The sequence below is a fragment of the Pseudoalteromonas sp. SG43-1 genome (assembly GCF_014164415.1).
Taxonomy (GTDB): domain Bacteria; phylum Pseudomonadota; class Gammaproteobacteria; order Enterobacterales; family Alteromonadaceae; genus Pseudoalteromonas; species Pseudoalteromonas distincta.
Window position 1 is genome coordinate 321,156 of the sequence record NZ_JACJFD010000002.1, and the last position, 20,562, is coordinate 341,717.

19 protein-coding genes and 1 tRNA gene are annotated in these 20,562 nt (G+C 38.3%); 3 read left to right on the forward strand and 17 right to left on the reverse strand.

Features of this window, described 5'->3' with window-relative positions; translation table 11 throughout:
* Positions 1-26: 26 nt before the first annotated feature.
* The 7 genes from H5159_RS03575 to H5159_RS03605 form a co-directional block, all read right to left on the reverse strand.
* A complete protein-coding gene (locus tag H5159_RS03575) occupies positions 27-647 on the reverse strand; it encodes an FKBP-type peptidyl-prolyl cis-trans isomerase (RefSeq protein WP_002962890.1) in 621 nt (206 codons plus the stop codon).
* Between the two features lie 69 nt (positions 648-716).
* Complete coding sequence (locus H5159_RS03580; RefSeq protein ID WP_182769656.1) at positions 717-1,103, reverse strand: hypothetical protein; 387 nt, start codon at positions 1,101-1,103, stop codon at positions 717-719.
* Between the two features lie 53 nt (positions 1,104-1,156).
* Positions 1,157-1,247, reverse strand: a tRNA-Ser gene (locus H5159_RS03585).
* Positions 1,248-1,391: 144 nt separating this feature from the next.
* The gene (locus tag H5159_RS03590; RefSeq protein WP_182769657.1) at positions 1,392-1,769 is read right to left on the reverse strand and encodes a hypothetical protein; all 378 of its coding nucleotides are present in this window, start codon (positions 1,767-1,769) and stop codon (positions 1,392-1,394) included.
* Positions 1,770-1,972: 203 nt separating this feature from the next.
* Positions 1,973-2,521, reverse strand: a complete 549-nt coding sequence (locus H5159_RS03595; protein WP_138489000.1) for an NAD(P)H nitroreductase — start codon at positions 2,519-2,521, stop codon at positions 1,973-1,975.
* Between the two features lie 129 nt (positions 2,522-2,650).
* Positions 2,651-3,334 carry a DoxX family protein gene (locus H5159_RS03600; protein ID WP_182693918.1) on the reverse strand — a complete coding sequence of 228 codons (684 nt, stop codon included), beginning with the start codon at positions 3,332-3,334 and terminating at the stop codon, positions 2,651-2,653.
* Between the two features lie 93 nt (positions 3,335-3,427).
* Positions 3,428-5,389 (reverse strand): FAD-dependent oxidoreductase, encoded by a 1,962-nt coding sequence (locus H5159_RS03605; RefSeq protein WP_182779734.1) that lies wholly within the window; start codon positions 5,387-5,389, stop codon positions 3,428-3,430.
* 219 nt (positions 5,390-5,608) lie between these two features.
* On the opposite strand from H5159_RS03605, the gene sppA reads away from it, so the two are divergent.
* A complete protein-coding gene (gene sppA / locus H5159_RS03610) occupies positions 5,609-7,474 on the forward strand; it encodes a signal peptide peptidase SppA (RefSeq protein WP_182779735.1) in 1,866 nt (621 codons plus the stop codon).
* An 82-nt stretch (positions 7,475-7,556) separates the two neighbouring features.
* Positions 7,557-8,567 carry an asparaginase gene (ansA, locus tag H5159_RS03615; RefSeq protein ID WP_002962901.1) on the forward strand — a complete coding sequence of 337 codons (1,011 nt, stop codon included), beginning with the start codon at positions 7,557-7,559 and terminating at the stop codon, positions 8,565-8,567.
* A gap of 68 nt (positions 8,568-8,635) precedes the next feature.
* Here ansA and gndA read toward each other — a convergent pair whose 3' ends face one another.
* Positions 8,636-10,009 (reverse strand): NADP-dependent phosphogluconate dehydrogenase, encoded by a 1,374-nt coding sequence (gene gndA / locus H5159_RS03620; protein ID WP_182779736.1) that lies wholly within the window; start codon positions 10,007-10,009, stop codon positions 8,636-8,638.
* Positions 10,010-10,386: 377 nt separating this feature from the next.
* Between gndA and pyk the strand changes: the two genes are divergently transcribed.
* On the forward strand, positions 10,387-11,823 hold the full coding sequence (pyk, locus tag H5159_RS03625) for a pyruvate kinase (protein ID WP_002962904.1): 1,437 nt from the start codon (positions 10,387-10,389) through the stop codon (positions 11,821-11,823).
* A gap of 68 nt (positions 11,824-11,891) precedes the next feature.
* Here the strand turns inward: pyk and H5159_RS03630 are convergent, their stop codons facing one another.
* The 9 genes from H5159_RS03630 to infC all read right to left on the reverse strand — a co-directional run bounded on the left by H5159_RS03630 (position 11,892) and on the right by infC (position 20,535).
* Positions 11,892-12,716 (reverse strand): LytTR family DNA-binding domain-containing protein, encoded by an 825-nt coding sequence (locus H5159_RS03630; RefSeq protein WP_024596642.1) that lies wholly within the window; start codon positions 12,714-12,716, stop codon positions 11,892-11,894.
* The gene (locus H5159_RS03635; protein ID WP_024596641.1) at positions 12,709-13,785 is read right to left on the reverse strand and encodes a sensor histidine kinase; all 1,077 of its coding nucleotides are present in this window, start codon (positions 13,783-13,785) and stop codon (positions 12,709-12,711) included. The genes H5159_RS03630 and H5159_RS03635 overlap by 8 nt, the downstream gene beginning before the upstream one ends.
* Positions 13,786-14,034: 249 nt before the next feature.
* A complete protein-coding gene (locus H5159_RS03640; protein ID WP_182779737.1) occupies positions 14,035-15,591 on the reverse strand; it encodes a SulP family inorganic anion transporter in 1,557 nt (518 codons plus the stop codon).
* Positions 15,592-15,720: 129 nt separating this feature from the next.
* Positions 15,721-16,179, reverse strand: a complete 459-nt coding sequence (locus tag H5159_RS03645) for an Lrp/AsnC family transcriptional regulator (RefSeq protein ID WP_002960703.1) — start codon at positions 16,177-16,179, stop codon at positions 15,721-15,723.
* A gap of 106 nt (positions 16,180-16,285) precedes the next feature.
* Positions 16,286-16,927, reverse strand: coding sequence for an MBL fold metallo-hydrolase (locus H5159_RS03650; RefSeq protein WP_182779738.1), 642 nt, complete (start codon positions 16,925-16,927; stop codon positions 16,286-16,288).
* Between the two features lies 1 nt (position 16,928).
* The gene (locus tag H5159_RS03655) at positions 16,929-18,746 is read right to left on the reverse strand and encodes a M14 family metallopeptidase (RefSeq protein WP_182779739.1); all 1,818 of its coding nucleotides are present in this window, start codon (positions 18,744-18,746) and stop codon (positions 16,929-16,931) included.
* Between the two features lie 441 nt (positions 18,747-19,187).
* Positions 19,188-19,547 (reverse strand): 50S ribosomal protein L20, encoded by a 360-nt coding sequence (gene rplT / locus H5159_RS03660; protein WP_002960711.1) that lies wholly within the window; start codon positions 19,545-19,547, stop codon positions 19,188-19,190.
* 15 nt (positions 19,548-19,562) lie between these two features.
* Positions 19,563-19,763 (reverse strand): 50S ribosomal protein L35, encoded by a 201-nt coding sequence (gene rpmI, locus H5159_RS03665; protein ID WP_002960713.1) that lies wholly within the window; start codon positions 19,761-19,763, stop codon positions 19,563-19,565.
* A gap of 211 nt (positions 19,764-19,974) precedes the next feature.
* The gene (gene infC / locus H5159_RS03670) at positions 19,975-20,535 is read right to left on the reverse strand and encodes a translation initiation factor IF-3 (RefSeq protein WP_002960714.1); all 561 of its coding nucleotides are present in this window, start codon (positions 20,533-20,535) and stop codon (positions 19,975-19,977) included.
* Positions 20,536-20,562: the final 27 nt, after the last annotated feature.

Sequence of the window (20,562 nt, forward strand, 5' to 3'; positions counted from 1 at the left end):
ACTCTTAATTTTAAAATTTATTTAAATTAAGAAATGATTTCGTGTAGTTCAACGTCAAATACAAGCGTTGAGAAAGGTGCGATTGCAGCACCTGCGCCACGTTCACCATAAGCAAGCTCATGAGGAACGTAGATACGCCATTTAGTACCTACAGGCATCATTTGTAATGCTTCAGTCCAGCCTTTGATCACGCCACCAACTGGAAATTCAGCTGGTTGACCGCGCTCGTATGAGCTATCAAACACAGTACCGTTAATTAGTGTACCGTGGTAATCAACACGTACTGTAGACTCAGCTGTTGGCTTTTCGCCTTCGCCAGTCGCTAGTACTTCGTATTGAAGACCAGACTCAGTTACTGTGATTTCAGGACGTTTTGCGTTTTCTTCTAAGAATGCAATACCTTCGGCAGAAAGTACTTTAGATTCTTCTTCACGACGAGCTTGGATCTCTTCGTTAATCTTTTCGAATGCAGCTTGAATCTCAGGGATCTCAACTTGAAATGCGCTACCAGCGTACGCATCTTTCATGCCTTCAAATACTGAATTTAGGTTTAAGCCTTCAAAAGGATTAGACTTAAGTTGCTCACCCATTTGTAAGCCAATACCGTAACTTGCTTTTTCAGCATCTGTAGTAAAATTATCTGACATAATGTGTTTTTCACGTTTTGTTAGTTAAAAGACACGTATATGCTATCACAAAATAAACCCCGTTTGGGGCTAGTTTTTGCTGAGTTTTAGCTTAATTAGGCCAACAATATAACTACAAAGCGGTAAAGTGAATAAAATTCCAACAAGTAAAGGAATAGCTAATAATCCAGATTCACCAGACAATAAAAATGGCACTGCAACTAAGCCTACTAAACCAATAAAAGCAGAGCCAATTACTGGCCAATGTCTATCATATTTAGTAATAAGATGGGCAGCCAAAATATTAAAACCAAGACCATAAGCAAAAGCGGTAATTAATGGATATTCTGGTTGTGCGTCGACCGCCATTTTTGCCAACAAGCTAATAGCACTTTGATAGCAGTAACCAAATACCACCCATAATAAAAGATGTTTTATTAATAGCTGTGAGGTTGATAGGTTTGTTGCTTTAGTCATTAATTAAACTCCACAAAGCAAAAAACCGCCTATAAGGCGGTTTTTTTAAATAATGGTGGAGAGATAGGGATTTGAACCCTAGATGGGCTATAAACCCATGCCGGTTTTCAAGACCGGTGCATTCGACCACTCTGCCATCTCTCCGTACGGCGCGAATAATATGGTTAAACGTGTTACTTGTAAAGAGCTAAATATAAATTAATCGTAAATAATAATTAAACGATTAAAAACAAGTCACATTGCTCTTTTGTTAAGCTAATTACTTCAACACGCTTATTAATTCAATACTCAGTAATATTGTTTAGGCCTGCGAGCAATCCAAGAACAAATTAAACAAGCCAATAAACTCAATGCCGCGAATGTTACAGTTTGAAAAATTAAGTCAAATCGATTTAAATCATCACTTGGCACTATTACAAACATAAAAGCGGGGAGTACACTTAGCGCTAAAACATAACAACACACTTTAAATGCCCGTCCAAAGTCAAAACGTTTAGACTGTTGCATCCACAAAGTTAACAGTATTAGCATACCTATTGCAGAGCCTGCTATAAAATGCGCTGCATTTGTACTCATTGCAACATACAAGGTTACAAAAGCACCAACAATTCCCCAAATTGACCACGCAAGCCAGTTTTCTTTTTCCTGTAAAAATAAATTTCCCATTGTTTTCGTCTTCTTTATCGTTATTTTTATTAAGACTTTCCATAATGTATCAAAAAACAACCGATTAAAAAACAAACTGAAGAAGAATTATTAACTTTTGTGCTTCCAAGCGCTTCTCACAGCCAAACCACTAACTCTTTTATACTACTCTTGGTAACCTTAATGAATTATGACTATGCAAATTGCATAAAGTTCATACTATTTCACAAATTACTAAAATAATGTTCTGGTTTATGGCGAGGTGACTTTTTACACTCGACTTGAGGAGTACCTATGTATAAGTACCCTACAATTTCATCTTGCTCATGTAAGTTAAGCGCTTTTTTGACTGCTCTACTTTGTGCAAAGTAACCTGTGCGCCAAACACCACCTAAACCTTGAGCAAATGCAGCTTGTTGCATTGCTAATACACTGCAGCCTGCACTTTGTACCTGCTCGATACGAGGAACTTTTGGGTGTTCTTGATATTTAGCAATTGCTATTACAATCATAGGCGCACGAAGGGGAAGCTCTTTAGCACGGTTAATTACTTTTTCTGTCTGTTGCTCTGCCACTGCACTTTGATGGTAAATTTCACCCAGTTTATTGCGTGCATCACCTTGAGCAATGATGAACTGCCACGGTGCTATACAGCCATGATCAGGAACACGTAATGCTGCTTGCTTAATTATGTCGAGCTGCTCAGGCGTAGGGCCCGGCTCTGTTAGTTTAGAGTCTGATTGGCGAGTAAGTAAAAGCTCGATAGCGTTCATAACGATTCCTCAAAATTCAAAACGATAGAGTAACATTTAAAACCTTAAATAATAAATACCGAGAAATTAAAATGCAAAACGGCCGCAAAGGGTCAACTATGCAGCCGTTAATAAAATACATTTAATGCGCTATTTTTTTATAACGTTTCGCTTTAACCAGTAATCAAAACTAACAAAACGCCCACCGCCCATAAAAAATAAACTTAAGAGCATAGCAAAATAAATTGCCGAAAATTCTATGCCATTATTTAAAATAGATGGTTTACCTTTTTCGTATAGGTAATCAGGAAAGCCGTGCTCTTCAACTAAGTCTCGAATTTTTCCTATCCTGTCTTGTACTTCTAATGAGTTTTCGAGGCTTTCTTTTGCACCTGGGATAGATAACCAATCAAGTACTTGCGCAGCACTTGTTTCTGGATTAGTCGGCGCTATTGCAAACCACCCGTTATGCCAATGTACTGAAGTAGCCGCTACAACCATTGTGAACATAAGCGGGATACTGACTAAGCGAGTTAAAAGGCCAAATAATAACAACCAACCACCTAAAAATTCACTCCATCCAGCTAAGAAGGCTAGTAAATCAGGAAACGGTAAGCCTAAACCCCATTCACTATTACCAAACCATTGAACGACATCAGGCGATGCTAAAAAGTTATTTAGAAAGCCTTCTGTTTCAGTACTTATAGCAAGTTTGTTATAACCTGCGATGATCATAACGGGAGCTAAAATTAAGCGAAATAGTAAAGCAGGTAAACCATCTAAAAACGATAGTTTACCCAATATTGTGTTATAAAAACTGATTAGTTTATTCATGCGTATCCTGTGTGTTCAATGTTTATTAAGTTATAGACTATAAACAAAAAAGACCTTATAGATTGATAAACTATTTCAATTTATTTACAAAGGTTAAATACTTCTCGCCACTTGTAGAGCTTCAAAAATAGCGCGTTTAGCATCAATTGCAGCAGCCAATTTAGCTCCGCCTATCACATGCACTTTTGCGTTATCTGTGTAACCTTCTAGCACTTCGCTATTAGAAACCTGACCAATACACGCAATAACAGTATCTACCGGCAGTACTTGAACTTCTCCAGCAACATTAATTGTTAACCCATTCTTATCAAAACTTTGATATTGGCAGTCAGCAATTTGTTTAACACCATGCTGTTTAGCAACTTGGCGATGTATCCAACCAGTGGTTTTACCAAGCTCACTACCAAAACGACCCGAACTGCGTTTTAACATATACAATTGGCGCTCGTCTTTATGAGGTTGTGCATCACACTCAATCCCCCATTGCGTTTTAAACTCGCTAATAGATTGTGATTTATGTTCACTTAAAAAAGCAACCATATCAAAACCAATACCGCCAGCACCTAAAATAGCGATTGATTTGCCCAGTTCTACTTCGCCGCGTATGACTTCGTCATAAGCAAACACACGCTTATCATCACTACATTTAATAGAGGCTTCACGCGGCCTAACGCCTGTTGCAAAAACAATATCATCATAATCTTTAAGCATTGAATCGTCGTAAGCTTTACTAAGCTCCACAGTTACTTTTAATCGCTCGAGCTCATTAGTGAAGTAAGTAAGTGTATGGTTAAAGTCTTCTTTACCCGGTATTTGCATGGCTAAATTAAATTGACCGCCCATTTGCGATTTTTGATCAATTAACGTGACGTTATGCCCTTTTTGAGCCAAGTAACAACTTGCTGATAAACCAGCAGGACCTGCACCGACAACTAATACATTTTTAGCTTTAGCTGCTTGCTCTAGCGGGTAATCTAGCTCAAATGCAGCTTGTGGATTAACTAAACACGTAGCACGTTTATTTTTAAATACGTGATCTAGACAACCCTGGTTACATCCAATACAAATATTAATTTGTTTAGATTGATTGTTTACATACTTATTAAAAAACTCAGGATCAGCCAATAACGGACGTGCCATCGAAATTAAATCAGCCTCGCCTGCATTTAAAATATCGTTAGCAATTTCTGGAGTATTAATTCGGTTAACAGCAATCACAGGGACATTAACTACGTCTTTTAAACGCTTTGATGCTTCTTTAAATGCACCCGGTGGCACCATACTCGCAATAGTCGGTACACGCGCTTCGTGCCAACCAATACCAGTGTTAAATATATCAACACCCGCTTTTTCAAGTTCGGTAGCCTGAATAACAACTTCCTCTGGTGTTGAACCGTTTGGAATCAAATCAATGACCGACAATCTAAAAATAATTAAGAATTTTTCAGATACTTTTGCTCTTACAGCTTTAACTATTTCAAGTGCAAGTCGCATTCTATTTTCTAAGCTGCCACCAAACTCATCATCGCGTTTATTGGTATGAGGCGCCATAAACTCATTAATCAAATACCCTTCAGAACCCATGACTTCTAAGCCATCGTAGCCGGCTTTTTCAGCCATATAGGCAGAATGCGCAAAGTCTTTAATTGTTTTTTTAATCGAGCCAAGCGACATCGCTTTAGGTTTATAAGGATTAATAGGTGCTTTTATTGCACTTGGTGCTTGATTGAAAGGATGGTATGCATAACGTCCAGCATGTAATAATTGCAAACAAATTTTTCCACCGTGTTTATGCACAGCATCTGTGTAAGCGCGATGCTTAAACACATCGTAATAACTATTAAATGAGGAAGAAATAGGTGTTAGCTTGCCACGTAAATTAGGGCTGTATCCGCCTGTAATTAACATCGCGGTGCCACCTTTTGCACGTGCTTCATAAAATGCACGTAAGCGTTTGCGGTTATGCCAGCCCTCTTCAAGGCCTGTATGCATTGAGCCCATAACCAAGCGGTTACGTAATTGTGTGTGTTTTAGTTGTAATTGTTGTTCTAACATCTTGTGCCCCGTTAACTGGTCTAACCTGTATACATTAGCTAATTCTGCTTTAATGGCAAGTAATAAGCAATATGTGCATGCATTTAATTAAAAATAGCAGTAAAAACTTACGTTTATATAGGTTCATAAACACTTCGTTACGATTTAGCAGTTAAATTTATTTTTATTCTAGGCTAAGATGGAACTAATGTATTAACTGTACCAAATTAAGGAGCTATTTTGATAGCAAAGGTATTTAAAGGTATTTGGGCTGGAATTAATTTTTCTCGTCGCTTAATACTAAACATTTTGTTTTTATTACTGGTAATTGTTTTCTTTGTGTCACTCTCAAGTGACGATGATCAAATAATAGTTGAAAATGGCTCTGTACTCAGGCTTAACTTAAATGGCCCTATTGTTGAAGAGAAAACATATATAGACCCAGTTGAAGCCGCAATTAGTGATGCAACTTCTGGTTCTGAAGCACCAAGCGAAATATTACTCGACGATATTGTTGAAGTAATAAACGAAGCGACTAAAGACGATCGTATCTCGGTGATATTGCTTGATTTACAAGAGATGCCTAAAGCACATTTAAATAAACTTAAGCAAATTACAAAGGCTATTGATGCCTTCAAGCAAGCTGGCAAAAAAGTAATTGCATCGGGTTATTACTATACTCAAGCACAATACTATATTGCATCGCATGCTGACGAAATAGCTATGCACCCATACGGCAGCGTAGGTATTGAAGGTTATGGCATGTACCCGCTTTACTTTAAAGATGCACTTGAAAAGCTTGAAGTAACGCAGCATATTTTCCGTGTTGGTACATTTAAGTCAGCAGTAGAACCTTTTATTCGTAACGACATGTCCGATGCAGCTAAAGAAGCTAACCGCGTTTGGTTAGGCGCTCTTTGGAGCGAATACAAACAAGATGTTGCCGCTGTTCGCCCGTTTGATGAGTCAAATTTTGACGAAACAATGGACGTATATCTAGAAAAAATGAAAGCTGCCGATGGCGATGCAGGTAAATATGCACTTGATCACCAGTGGGTTGACTCTTTAAAAACAAATCAGCAAGTTCGTAAACAATTAATTGATTTAGTAGGCACACAAGAAGATGGTAAGACATTTAAGCAAGTTTCATTTCGTGAATACTTAAGCTTAATTAAACCGCCTATTGAAATTGATAACCCTATTACCGAAAAAGTAGCGGTAGTTGTTGCTAAAGGTACGATTGTTGATGGTGAGCGTAAAGCAGGCGAAATTGGGGGTGACTCTACAGCTGCCCTACTTCGTAAAGCACGCCTAGATGATAAAGTTAAAGCGGTTGTACTACGTATAGACTCTGGTGGCGGTAGTATGTTTGCCTCTGAAGTTATTCGTGCTGAAGTATTAGCCCTTAAGGCTGCTGGTAAACCTGTTATTGCTTCAATGAGTTCTGTGGCTGCATCAGGTGGTTATTGGATTGCCTCTGCTGCAAACGAAATTTGGGCAGCACCAAGTACAATTACAGGCTCAATTGGTGTATTTGGTACGTTTATGACATTTGAGAAAACCTTATCGAAAATTGGTGTTTATTCAGATGGCGTTGCAACAACCGAAATGGCTGGCTTTTCTATCACTCGTCCACTAAATGAAAAGATGGGTCAAGTAATTCAAATGAACGTTGAGGAAGCATACGGTCGCTTTTTAAATGTTGTTGCTGATGCGCGTAATATGACGCCTGAGCAGGTTGACAAAATTGCCCAAGGCCGCGTATGGATTGCATCTCAAGCACTTGAACTAGGTTTGGTTGATAAGCTAGGCGACAAACAAGGTGCGATTGAAGCCGCTGCTGCACTTGCCAAGCTTAATCATTATGAAGTTAAAACTATTAAACAAGATTTAAGCTCGCAAGAAAAAATGATTCAAAACATTTTTGGTAATGCATCTATTAAATCTATGCTTGGTTTGCAAACACAAAAAACATCTGTGTTAGCAACACAAGCTAATTTACGAAGTGTTATTAACCAATTAAGTACTGAAGTTGAAAACCTTAATGATTACAACGATCCACAAGGTGTATACGCACGCTGTTTAGTGTGTAACGTTGCACAATAAAAGTGCATAGCTTCACCTAATCAGCTGTATTTAAAGCTGCTTAACGTTATACTAGGCCCAGTTTTTTTACTGGGCTTTTTTTATGAAACGTAAACGAATTTATATCGCTTATACTGGCGGTACTATAGGTATGAAAAAATCGAGTCGAGGCTATATTCCAGCTGAAGGTTTTTTAACAGAAACCGTAGTGAATAACGCAGAATTTAATCGTGATGAAATGCCTTTGTTTGATATTCACGAATACTGCCCTCTTATAGATTCTTCAGACATGTCTCCAGAGCATTGGCAACTCATTGCTAATGATATCAAAGATAAATACCAAGATTATGATGGTTTTGTGGTGCTCCATGGCACTGATACTATGGCGTATACAGCCTCAGCGCTGTCATTTATGTTCGAAAATTTGACTAAACCTGTGATTGTAACCGGCTCACAAATTCCGCTCTCACAATTACGTTCTGATGGCCAAGTAAACTTACTTAATGCCATGTATTTAGCTGCAAATTATCCTATTGCTGAAGTAAGTCTCTTTTTTAATAACCAACTGTTTAGAGGTAATAGAGCAACTAAAGCACACGCGGATGGGTTTAATGCTTTTGCCTCGCCGAATCTAGACCCTCTCGCGTTATCGGGTATTAATATTCAACTTATTAAGGGTCAGCTTAGCCCATATGTTGAAAATGAGCTGCAAGTTACACCTATTACACCTCAACCTATCGGGGTGCTTTATTTGTACCCTGGCATTAGCCAAGAGGTAGTTAAAAGCTTGGTCAATGGCAATATTAAATCACTGGTGCTACTGAGTTTTGGTGTAGGTAATGCACCACAAGATCCGAGCTTTTTGTCAATACTCGAAGAAGCAAGTAAACGTGGCGTCGTAATTGTTAACTTAACTCAGTGTTTAAAAGGTCATGTAAACATGGGTGGCTATGCAACAGGTAATGCGCTATTAAATATTGGTGTAATAAGTGGGTACGATATGACTCTTGAAGCATGTTTAACTAAGTTACATTATTTATTTAGCCAAAAGCTTGAAGTCGAAACGATTCGTCATTTAATGCAAGATAACTTACGTGGTGAGTTGAGCCGTTAATTTTTAGCCTGTAAAAATACAAAAGGCACGCTAAATAGCGTGCCTTTATCGTTTTAAACAACTGTTTTTTATCTAACTTTAGCGTCTATATCTACTAAATCAGTTAAATGACACATTTCACCACTGTGGGTTTTTATGCCGTGCTCACCAAAGTAATCACGCTGGGCTTGAACTAAATGCCCATTACTCGGTGTAGTTAATGTTGCTAAATACGTTTGTGTAGCTCCCAATACAGGGAATGCTAAACCAGTCATTATTGCTTGACCGGTAATTTTTCGCAAAGAGTTAGACTCTTTTTCAAGAGTGTCAATAAATTCAACACCTTGTGCAACGCTATCAAGGTAGTCAGCACAGATTATACAACCAGCGCGCCATGTTTGAAGCGTTTTAGATAAATCTACTTTCCACTGATGAGTACGTGATGCACCTTTAATTAGCGCTAAACCTTGACGATACGCAAGTAAGCTTGCAAGTAAGAACGCGTCTTTTAGCTCTTCTAAATCAATTTCAACATTGTTCGTTGATTTAGATGCATATGTCATCTCTTGTGCAGCCGTTGTGTTACATGCATTAGTTAAATGACGAGCTTGAACAGCAGCAACAAGTGAAGGGACTGCAATACCAAGTTCGAGTGCATTTTGCGCAGTCCAAAGACCAGTACCTTTAGCGCCAACTTTATTATCAATTAAGTCCGCAAGCGGTACATTATTATGATTTTCAAGTGACAATATATGGCTAGAAATAGACAGTAAGTAACTATTTAATTGACCTTCTGACCAGTCATTAAATATCTCAGCTACTTCTTGTGGAGAACGATTAGTACCTAAACGAAGTAATTGGTACACTTCCGCAATAAGTTGCATCAGTGCGTATTCAATACCGTTGTGAACCATTTTTACAAAATGACCACTTGCTGATTGGCCAACACGTGCAAAACACGAGTCGCCATTATAGCTAGCAGCTACTTTTTCAAACCATGGCTCAATACGTTCCCAACCACCTTCAGAACCACTTGCCATCATTGCAGGACCATGACGAGCGCCTTCTGCACCGCCAGAAATTCCCATAGTGGCAAATTCAAATTTATTTTGGTATTTGAGTTTACGCGTTATACCGTCTTTATAATTACTATTGCCGCAATCGACTATCATATCGTCACAATTAACGCCGGCCTCTACAAGTTCATTACAAACTGTATCAACTAACTCACCAGCTGGAACAAGTAATAAAATAGAACGAGGTGCCTCTAAACGCCTTACCATGTCACTTAAATCAGAGACAATGTGAAGCCTATCAGCCATGCCTTGTGATTTGGCACAACTTAGTAACTCTTCACCCGCATGTGGGTTTTTATCATAAGCGACTAGCGTTATCCCTTTTTCAATCAAGTTTAGGGCAAGATTTTTTCCCATAACGCCTAACCCTACTAATGCAACTTGCATCTAGTGTCCTCCTCGGTAACAACTATTTGGTTAGAAAATTCAGTGTATAAATTAAATAATACCGCGTGCATTATACTCATACAGTCATAAAATACTAACTATGAGCCCATACAACATGCTTTTTTATTACAGATAAATAAGCTACGTAATTATATCAAACATCAATGCTCTCGGGGTGACTAAAAGCAACGCTAATTGAAATTAAGATCATTGACGCATTCTGACACCGGTGTCATAATGATGACACAATAGTTTTGTATAAAATAGTGGCAAACCTTTGAAGTTTGCACATAATTAAAATATTTTAATCTAATATAGATATTTTAATTCAACAAAATAACGTCAACATGCTTTCACCAAGCAAACAGGAGAAATTGATGCTAAGACGCACGAAAATAGTCGCTACCCTTGGACCTGCTACCGATAGAGATAACAACTTAGAAAAAATTATTATCGCTGGGGCTAATGTAGTACGTTTAAACTTCTCACATGGTGTTGCCCAAGATCATAAAGACCGTGCGCAAGCTGTACGCGATATTGCAAAAAAATTAGGCAAGCATATTGCTATCCTTGCTGACCTTCAAGGCCCTAAAATCCGCGTTTCTACTTTTAAAGAAGGTAAGGTAACGCTTGCTGTAGGTGCAAAGTTCACTCTTGATGCAAAAATGGAAAAAGGCGAAGGCGATGTTAACTCTGTAGGTATTGATTATAAAGAATTACCTAACGATGTTAGCCCTAACGACTTACTACTCCTAAATGACGGCCTTATTCAACTAACTGTTGATGAAGTAGCTGGGCACTTAGTACATTGTACTGTAACTGTTGGCGGTGTTTTATCTAACAATAAAGGTATTAACCGTTTAGGTGGTGGCTTAACTGCACCAGCATTTACTGAAAAAGATAAAGAAGATTTAATAACTGCCGCTGAAATTGACGTAGATTACATTGCCGTATCATTCCCACGTAGTGGCGACGATATGCGCTACGTACGCTCACTTGCTGAAGCTGCTGGTTCAAAAGCACAACTACTTGCAAAAATTGAACGTGCTGAAGCCGTTGAAACGCAAGAAGCTGTTGATGACATCATTCTAGCGTCTGACGCTGTAATGGTTGCTCGTGGTGATTTAGGTGTTGAAATTGGTGATGCAGCTCTTATGGGCAAGCAAAAACTAATTATTCGTCGTGCTCGTTCATTAAACCGTACTGTAGTAACAGCAACGCAAATGATGGAATCGATGATCGATAACCCTATGCCTACACGTGCAGAAGTTATGGATGTTGCAAATGCTGTTCTTGATGGAACAGATGCTGTAATGCTTTCAGCTGAAACAGCTGCAGGTGATTATCCTGAAGAAACAGTTGCGACTATGGCACGCGTTTGTTTAGGTGCTGAATCGCAAAAAGAAACGCACGTTTCTAAACACCGTTTAGATAGTCGCTTTTCTAACAATGCTGAATCAATTGCGCTTTCTGCTATGTATGCAGCTAATCACTTAGATTCTGTTAAAGCTATCATCACGCTTACTGAATCTGGTAGTACGGCTAAATTAATGTCACGTATCAGCTCAGGCTTACCAATCTACTCGCTTTCACGCCATGCGAGTACATTAGGTCAAACAGCACTTTATCGTGGTGTTTACCCAGTATTTTTTGATTCTACAAAAACTGAAAAAGACGGTATGGTAAAAGCGGCACTTGATACTTTAGTTTCTCAAGGTTCTTTACAGTCTGGCGATACAGTAATTATTACTCACGGTGACTCAATGGAAACTGTGGGTGCAACTAACACAATGAAAATTGTAACTGTTGCGTAATTAAACGCCGAATATAAAAAATGCGAGCTTAGCTCGCATTTTTTGTACCTGTAATAAAAGCGTTGGCTTTAACTTGCTAATGCCGCTTTAACCTTATCTCGATAGCTACGGCTCACTTTTAATTCTTGTCCGTTTTCAAGTACTAATAAATACTCGCCACTTACTTGTGTAACCAGCTTACTAATTTGTTTTGTGTTTACTATCGCACTGCGGTGTACACGCACAAATAACTGAGGGTCTAGCTCTTGCTCAAGCTCTTTCATTGTTTTACGAAGTATATGCGTTTGTCCATCTTCACAATGTAAACACATATAGTCACCTGCAGCATCAACCCATTGGATAGTCGCTACAGGTACCCGTATAATTTCACCCTGCTCTTTTACTGCAAGTGATTCTGGGTAACGTCTATCTGTTAAGGTATCGCCAGTGGCTAATTTTTTTAATATTTCTTCGCAATTATTACCAGTAATACCGGCTACAAAACTCGCTAGTTTTTTCTTATGGGCGTTGTCTTGCTGCGTTTTTAAATAAGTATGCACTTTTTCTACCGCCTGTTTTAATCTGTTATCATCAACGGGTTTTAAAATGTAATCGAGAGCATGAATTTCAAATGCTTTTACAGCAAACTGATCAAAAGCAGTTACAAATACAATAGCAGGTAGCACTTTTGTACTTTCGCTAAGCGCTCTTGCCACCTCAAAGCCATTCATACCTGGCATCTGAATATCTAAAAAAACCAAATCGATTTTCTCGCTTTGGCACATTTCAATTGCATCAGCGCCTGAACTACACAATTTAATTACTTCAATATCAGAATATTCTTCAAGTCTTACCGCTAAACCTTTTCGCGCTAACGGTTCATCATCAACAATGAGTGTTTTTATTTTAGTCATTTTTCACAGCCTTCTCAAAAGGTACTCGCAGATTAACTTTTAATCCACTTGGCGTATTATGTGATAATACAAACGAATAATTATTTTCATACAACGTTTTTAATCTATCTTTGGTGTTAGCAACACCTACACCTTGAGCGTTAACTAATTGGCCATCAAGTATTTCAGTGCCTGGGCCGTTGTCACCCACTTCTAGTAATAATTCATTCGCAAATACTTGTGCTTTAATATCAATTACACCACCTTCTGTCAGATGGGCAATGGCATATTTAATCGCGTTTTCTATAATTGGTTGCAAAATTAAGCTCGGTACTAAAGCCTCTTTTGCTTGCTCGCTAATATCTACATTTACTTTCAATCGCTCATCAAAACGGACGCGCTCTATTTCTAAATAAAGCATGAGAGCATGTAGCTCTTGCTCAAGCGGTACTTTTTTAATTGGATCGGTATTAAGTGTGTAACGTAAAAAGTCACTTAACCTTGCTACCATTAAGTTAGCATCTTTGTTTTCTTTAACCAAAATTAAAGTAGAAATAGCGTTAAGTGTATTGAATAGAAAATGGGGGTTGAGCTGATACCTGAGCATTTTTAGTTGCGCTTCGTGTGCCATCGTTGTGGCCTTTAACGCTTTTTGTCGCTCACTTTGTAATAACTGATAATATTTAACGCCAAAGTACAAACCACTCCAACATAAAATAATATAAACCGAATCTAAACCTTGCTGCAGGTAATAAAACCACTCCTCTGGTCTATAACCATGGCGGTATATTTCCCATAGATTGAATTTTTGAACGACAGCCCATAGAGTGCCCGTTATATAAGAGGCACCAAATACTACAATCATTAACACCCAGGGCGAGGCATTCCAAATTTTACGGTAAATATACCTAAGCGGCACTGTCATCAAACAACCAGCGTAAGCATTCAATAAAATAACAAATACATATATATCACGCATTTCAAATACTTTAGAGCCGATATAATTTACTAACGCGTAACCAATCCAGCCCGCGATTTGCAAAAGCCAAAAAAAACGTTGCCTGTTATCGACTAAAGATTGCCAGTTCAAAATAGATGTTTACTCCGTATGGTTAAAGCTAATTCCATAAAATAGGCGTTTGTTATTTTTATTATTTTTACCTATGTAGGGCTAATTTTCACAAAATTAGGTAGTCTTATTATATAGATTTATGAGTTTGCATAGCACTACAGCTTGCCTTGCTTTTTAAGAGTCTTACCGCAAACAAATAGTCGAGACACTAAAAAAGCGAAAGGTTATCCGCCTTCCGCTTTTTAAATATCAATAGCCTTGTGTAAATTAAGCTAGTTTATCTGATGCTACTTTGTAGGTTGGATCTTCAATCACATTCACTTCAACTAAATCTCGTGCTTTATGAAGCAACTGCGTACAGTCTTTACTTAAGTGACGTAAATGAAGTTGTTTACCTGCTTTTGTGTATTTGTCAGCAAGTGTATCAATTGCTTCTATTGCACTGTGGTCAGATACGCGGCTGTGTTTAAATTCAACAATCACATTTTTAGGATCATTTTTAACATCAAATAACTCTGAAAAGTTTTTAACTGAGCCGAAAAATAACGGCCCGTGCAGCTCATATACTTTTGCACCTTTTTCATCAATATAGTTTGTTGTGTAAATGTGTTTTGCGTGCTGCCAAGCAAATACTAATGCCGATACAATAACACCTACGCATACTGCAATCGCTAAATCAGTAATAACCGTCACGCCCGACACAAGAACAATTACAAATGCATCAGATAATGGTACGCGCTTCATCATTTTAAAGCTTGCCCATTCAAATGTACCAAGTACTACCATAAACATAACACCAACAAGTGCAGCTAATGGGATCATTTCAATTAAGCTAGAGGCAAAAATAATAAAACCAAGTAGCATAAGTGCAGCGCTTATACCTGATAAACGAGAGCGACCACCTGAATTTATATTGATCATTGATTGACCAATCATTGCACAACCACCCATTGCACCAAACATACCGCAGGTAATATTTGCAGCACCTTGACCAATACATTCTTTATTACTATGACCACGGGTTTCTGTAATCTCATCAATTAAGCTAAGCGTTAATAATGATTCAATTAAACCAATAGCCGCTAAAATAAGTGCATAAGGAAAAATAATTTGTAGCGTTTCGAAAGTAAACGGTACCATAGGAATATGAAATTCAGGTAAGCCGCCAGCGATTGTTGCTGTTTCGTCGCCTGTCATTCCTTTTAAGAAATCTAATACTGTATGCGCTTCTAAATCAAACCCAATCACTAATCCAGTTACAGTTACAATAGCAACTAGAGATGAAGGCACTGCTGTAGTCAATTTTGGCAAAAAGTGGATTATTGCCATGGTTAATGCAACTAAGCCAAGCATGATAAATAATGGATTACCTGTCATCCATTCTTGTCCGCCCATACCATCTGGCACTTTAAACTGCCCTAGCTGAGCTAAAAATATAACAATTGCTAACCCGTTTACAAAACCAAGCATTACCGGATGAGGAACCATACGGATAAACTTACCGAGCTTAAATACACCCGCGAGAATTTGCAGTATTCCCATCAGCAACACAGTTGCAAATAGATACTCAACACCGTGATCAAGCACTAAACTTACCATGACAACAGCTAGTGCACCGGTTGCACCTGAAATCATACCAGGGCGACCACCAAAAATAGCCGTAATTAAACCAACGATAAACGCGGCATATAGACCAACTAAAGGTTCTACATTTGCAACAAAGGCAAACGCAACTGCTTCTGGGACTAAGGCTAACGCCACAGTTAATCCAGATAGAATATCGTTTTTAGCAGAGCTAGGCGCCCTACTGAGTAAGTTAAACATTGAGGTCCTCAAATGGTGTAATGGGTATCAAAAAAAGCGCTAAATTCTACCAAATTAGCGCTCAGTTAACAATTATCATTATGTGGTTAAGCTAAACTAAAAATGGTTTAGCTTTTAAAAGAAGTGCTTTTACAAAGGAAGGGAAGTACTGCGTTTTACACATGTCATTGTTACATTAGAATGTACTTCTTGGACGTATTCTAAGCTTAGTAAATTATCGCGCACAAAATGCTCATACCCTTCTATGCCTTGTGAAATTATGCGTAGCATAAAGTCCATGGTACCAGCCATAGTGTAACACTCTGTTACCTCGTCGTAGCTCATGATCAGCTTTTCAAACTCAGCAAGATTCTTTTTACCGTGATTTGATAAACGCACATGTGCATATACAAGCATATCAAAGCCAAGTTTTTTCTCATCTAAAAGAGCCACTTTGCTTTTTATATAACCATCTTGCTCTAGCTTAGCGATTCGACGCCAGCATGGAGATTGAGACAAGCCTACTTTATCTGCAATTTCTGCGGTTGATAAACTAGCATCTTGTTGTAAAAGTGCCAATATTTGGCGATCTACGTGATTTAGAGACATTTTATTTCTTATTTATCAAATAAACTGGTTAAATTATACAACCATTTTAAAACTCAGTCTGCTTATTTTTAATGTTTATGCAGTTTGTAAACTTAAAATAAGCAACTTAACCAAACTTACCACTTATAAAAGGATTTGTTTTCTTTTCAAACCCCACCGTAGTGTCGCTACCATGTCCTGCCAATATTTTAGTATTATCAGGTAAGGTTAAAATATGCGTCTTAATCGACTCTATAAGTTGTTCACTGTTCCCCTTAGGAAAGTCAGTGCGCCCTACTGAGCGTTTAAAAATAACGTCACCGACAATAACGCACTCATAGTCTGGTTGGTAAAACACTATATGACCGGGTGTATGCCCCGGGCAATGTTTCACTAAAAAGCTAAGTTTACCTACGCTCACGGTGTCATTATGGTTTAGCCAAATATCCGGATAAAACGGTTCAATGGGTTTAAATCCAAACATCTGTGCTTGCATAGGTAAGTTTTCAAACCAAAAGTACTCATCTTTTTGTGGACCAATAATTTGTACGTTAAATTGATTTCGTAAAATATCAGCCCCACCCACATGATCTAAATGCCCGTGCGTTAACCAAATAGCACTTAATGCTAGTTTATGCTCATTAAGGACCGTTATTATTTTATCAGTGTCGCCACCTGGGTCGATAACCACAGCGTGTTTAGTTTCGCTACACCAAATAATACGGCTGTTTTGTGCAAAGGCAGTGACAGGTATAGTTATGATTTCCATATTAAATTTCTTTACTTTTTTGATCTGGAATAACAACTTCTTCTTCGAATGACATAAGTATTGGATACTTTAAGTACGCTTGATCATAAAATGGACTTTGTTCATATAACCAGTTTAATCGAGCTTCTGCGTCACTCGCGAATGATTTATCTTTAAGTTTTTCATCAAACTTAAGCGCAAGCTTTGGGTTATCTTTTAGCATTTGGCGTGCATACGGAATTAGCGCATAGTTTTCCATGTACTCGGTACGCTGAAAAATAGTATTAAACTCACCCCACGCAAAAAATGAATCAGGAGCTTCTGGGTGCAATAAATGCACAGCAAGCTCACCTGCTTTTTGTTGAGTATTGACTTGATACCAACCATCTAAATCTACATTTATAGCAGGGATGTAATCAAAAGTTGCTGATACTCTAAAACGCCCTTCAAATGGTGCTTTATCAAACGTGTAGTCAGCCACCTTTGCAACTTTCAAAGGCTGTGTGTTTGCCCCTTCAAGTTTATTAATAGAGACACCATGTAACTTTAGTTTCTCAATAATGTTGCTATATACAGGCGGAATAAAAAAAGCTTTAGGTACTTCAACTGTATGTTGTACATCTTTTTGCCAATAAATAGGTAAGTCAGTATATGTATGTGCTTTACCCAAATATTTCACTTCATTTTGACCCGAAAGTGAATTCATGCTTGATGAATATTCAATGCCTTTAAACTGCGCAATCGTATCAGCTTGCTTGGCATAGCCACGCTTTACTATTAGCTGTTTAGGAACAAATTCTTGTTCTTTTTTAACTGCATTAGCTAATTCATGACTGTGCTTTGATAGCGCAGTAATAGCACCATCTAAAAATACATAAGTTCCCAATACACGTTGCTTGTAAGGCTTCAATGAATGATTTTCGACTAAAATAGTCGGCAATGACTTTAAATCCCCCCAACCATTTGAAAAACGTGGCGTAGCAACCCAGCCCGCTAACCCTTTTTTAAAGTCGCGCTTGTCCATAACAAAAACAAGTGGTCCTGGGGTGTGTCCTTGCTTCGCTAGCGTATCGTCAATGAGAGGTTTAAAAAACTGGTTTAATGTATCTGATACCGCAGGCGATTCGCTCGAAAATACCGGATTGTAACCATAAGTCACATCGTATTGGTAATCTGCGCCGTCGGTAACGTGTACATCAATGTATAAATTTGGGTTGTAGTCGTTAATAACCTTTAAAACACTTCTAACTTCTGGGGTATCTAATTTAGTAAAATCACGATTTAAATTAAGGTTATTAGCATTTGTTCTAAAGCCCATTTTTGCAGGGCCCCTTTGATTAATACGATTGAATGCACTGCTACGTTCGTGGCCATCTACATTTAAAATAGGAATAAATAATATGTTTACCTTTTTTAAAATGTCACGGCGCTTGCCCGTCGCTATATCTCTGAGTAACATAAACATGGCATCTTTACCGTCTATTTCACCAGAATGTATTCCTGCCTGAATAAAAATAGTTGGCTTAGTGCTATTAGCCATTTGCCTTGCTTCAAAAAAGCCTTGTTCACTGGCAATCAACATTTTTATTGCGCGTTTACTATTACTATAGCCAATGGTTTGAGATTGAAACTGAGTAGGGTTTGCAGCAACTAACCTATCTACAAATGCCATTGTATTTGCATAATCGGGCGACGCTTCACCTGCAGATAACTCAAAGTCAGTAGTTAACGGGCCTTGTTTTTGTAAAAGCTCTACGCTTTTCCCCTGCCACTCAATGAGTGGAGGTAAGTGTGCGTCATACGCCACACTTGCAGATAAAATTAGTAAACTTGCAAACATATAATTCTCTAACAAACGCCTTAATTATATAAATTATATCAACTAAATTTTTTATAATGAGGAAACTGCGGTGATTCAACAAAAAAATGCAGCAAAATACATTTCAATCATTCACACCTGTTTTTTTAGGCTTTATAACCTTATTAAGTATTATACCAATGCGCAATAATACTTAATCATTTTGCGGGGCTAAACATGTCGCTACCTGCGTTAAAGAACTCTCATTTACGACTGCATGGATGCAGAAGGTAGAGCAATGCAGGAGCAATTGCCGAGAACAACTAAATAGCGAATTTTTTGCCTAGCTATCAACACGTTTTTCCGCCCTCAAAATAGATCATTTAATTAAGCGAATTAGTATTAATCATTGGTTTAAGTTACTAAATTACAGGCACAAAAAAAGGAGCCATAGGCTCCTTTTTAATACTTATATAAAAAAGCTTAAGCGGCTAGGCCTTCTTTTGCTTTTTCTACAAGCGCTGCGAATGCAACTTGGTCGTAAACAGCGATATCTGCAAGGATCTTACGATCGATTTCTACAGAAGTCTTTTTAAGACCATTGATAAAACGGCTGTAAGACAGACCATTTTGACGTGAAGCAGCATTGATACGTGCAATCCATAATTGACGGAAAGTACGCTTCTTCGCACGACGGTCACGGTAAGCGTATTGACCCGCTTTAGTAACAGCCTGGAAAGCTACGCGGTAAACACGTGAACGTGCTCCGTAGTAACCTTTTGCTTGTTTTAAAACTTTTTTGTGACGTGCACGTGCGACAACGCCGCGTTTAACTCTTGCCATTTCTAAAAACCCCTATTAAGCGAACGGTAACATACGTGAAACTAGACCATGGTCATTTTTATGAACCATCATCTTAGGACGTAGGTGTAACTTACGCTTAGAAGTTTTCTTAGTCAGAATATGACGAAGATGCGCTTGTTTACGCTTGAAACCGCCAGAAGCAGTCTTTTTGAAACGCTTAGCAGCGCCACTGTGACTTTTTAGCTTATAAGCCATTGCAATAACTCCAATTGTATTGCTTTTAAATTAGTAAGCAGGCGTGAGATATATTTCTATAGCTCCACTTTTAGGCCTAACTTACTGCCATGTTCCGGTGAAGACCCAACATAAATGCCGCAATCTTGCTTTAAGACCGGTTAACTCAGGTGAATATTCGCATATTGCTTGCAGACCTGAGCTAATTTCGGTGCGTATTATCGCTTAAAAATTATTTTTTAGCAACAGGCGCCATCATCATAACCATTTGGCGGCCTTCAACACGATTTGGGAAAGACTCAACTACTGCAAGCTCTTCTAAATCGGCTTTGATACGGTTTAATAATTCTATACCAATTTCTTGGTGAGCCATTTCACGACCACGGAAGCGGATAGTAATCTTAGCTTTATCACCAGCTTCTAAGAACTTACGTAAGTTGCGAAGCTTAACCTGATAATCACCTTCATCCGTACCAGGACGGAATTTGATTTCTTTTATCTGGATTTGCTTTTGCTTCTTCTTCTGCTCTTTTAGTTCTTTGCTTTTTTCAAAGATGAACTTACCGTAGTCCATGATTCTACAAACAGGCGGCTCAGCGTTTGGACTGATCTCAACAAGATCAACACCCGCTGCATCGGCCATAGTTTGCGCGTCTTGTAATGACTGAATTCCAGCTTGTTCGCCTTCAATGTCAATTAAACGAACTTCTTGCGCTGTAATTTCTTCGTTAATACGATTTTTTTGAGCTGTTTGTTGCCCTTTCTTGCCGCCTCTAATAGTACGTTCCTCCAAGAATATCAATAATATAAGCGTGTAAAT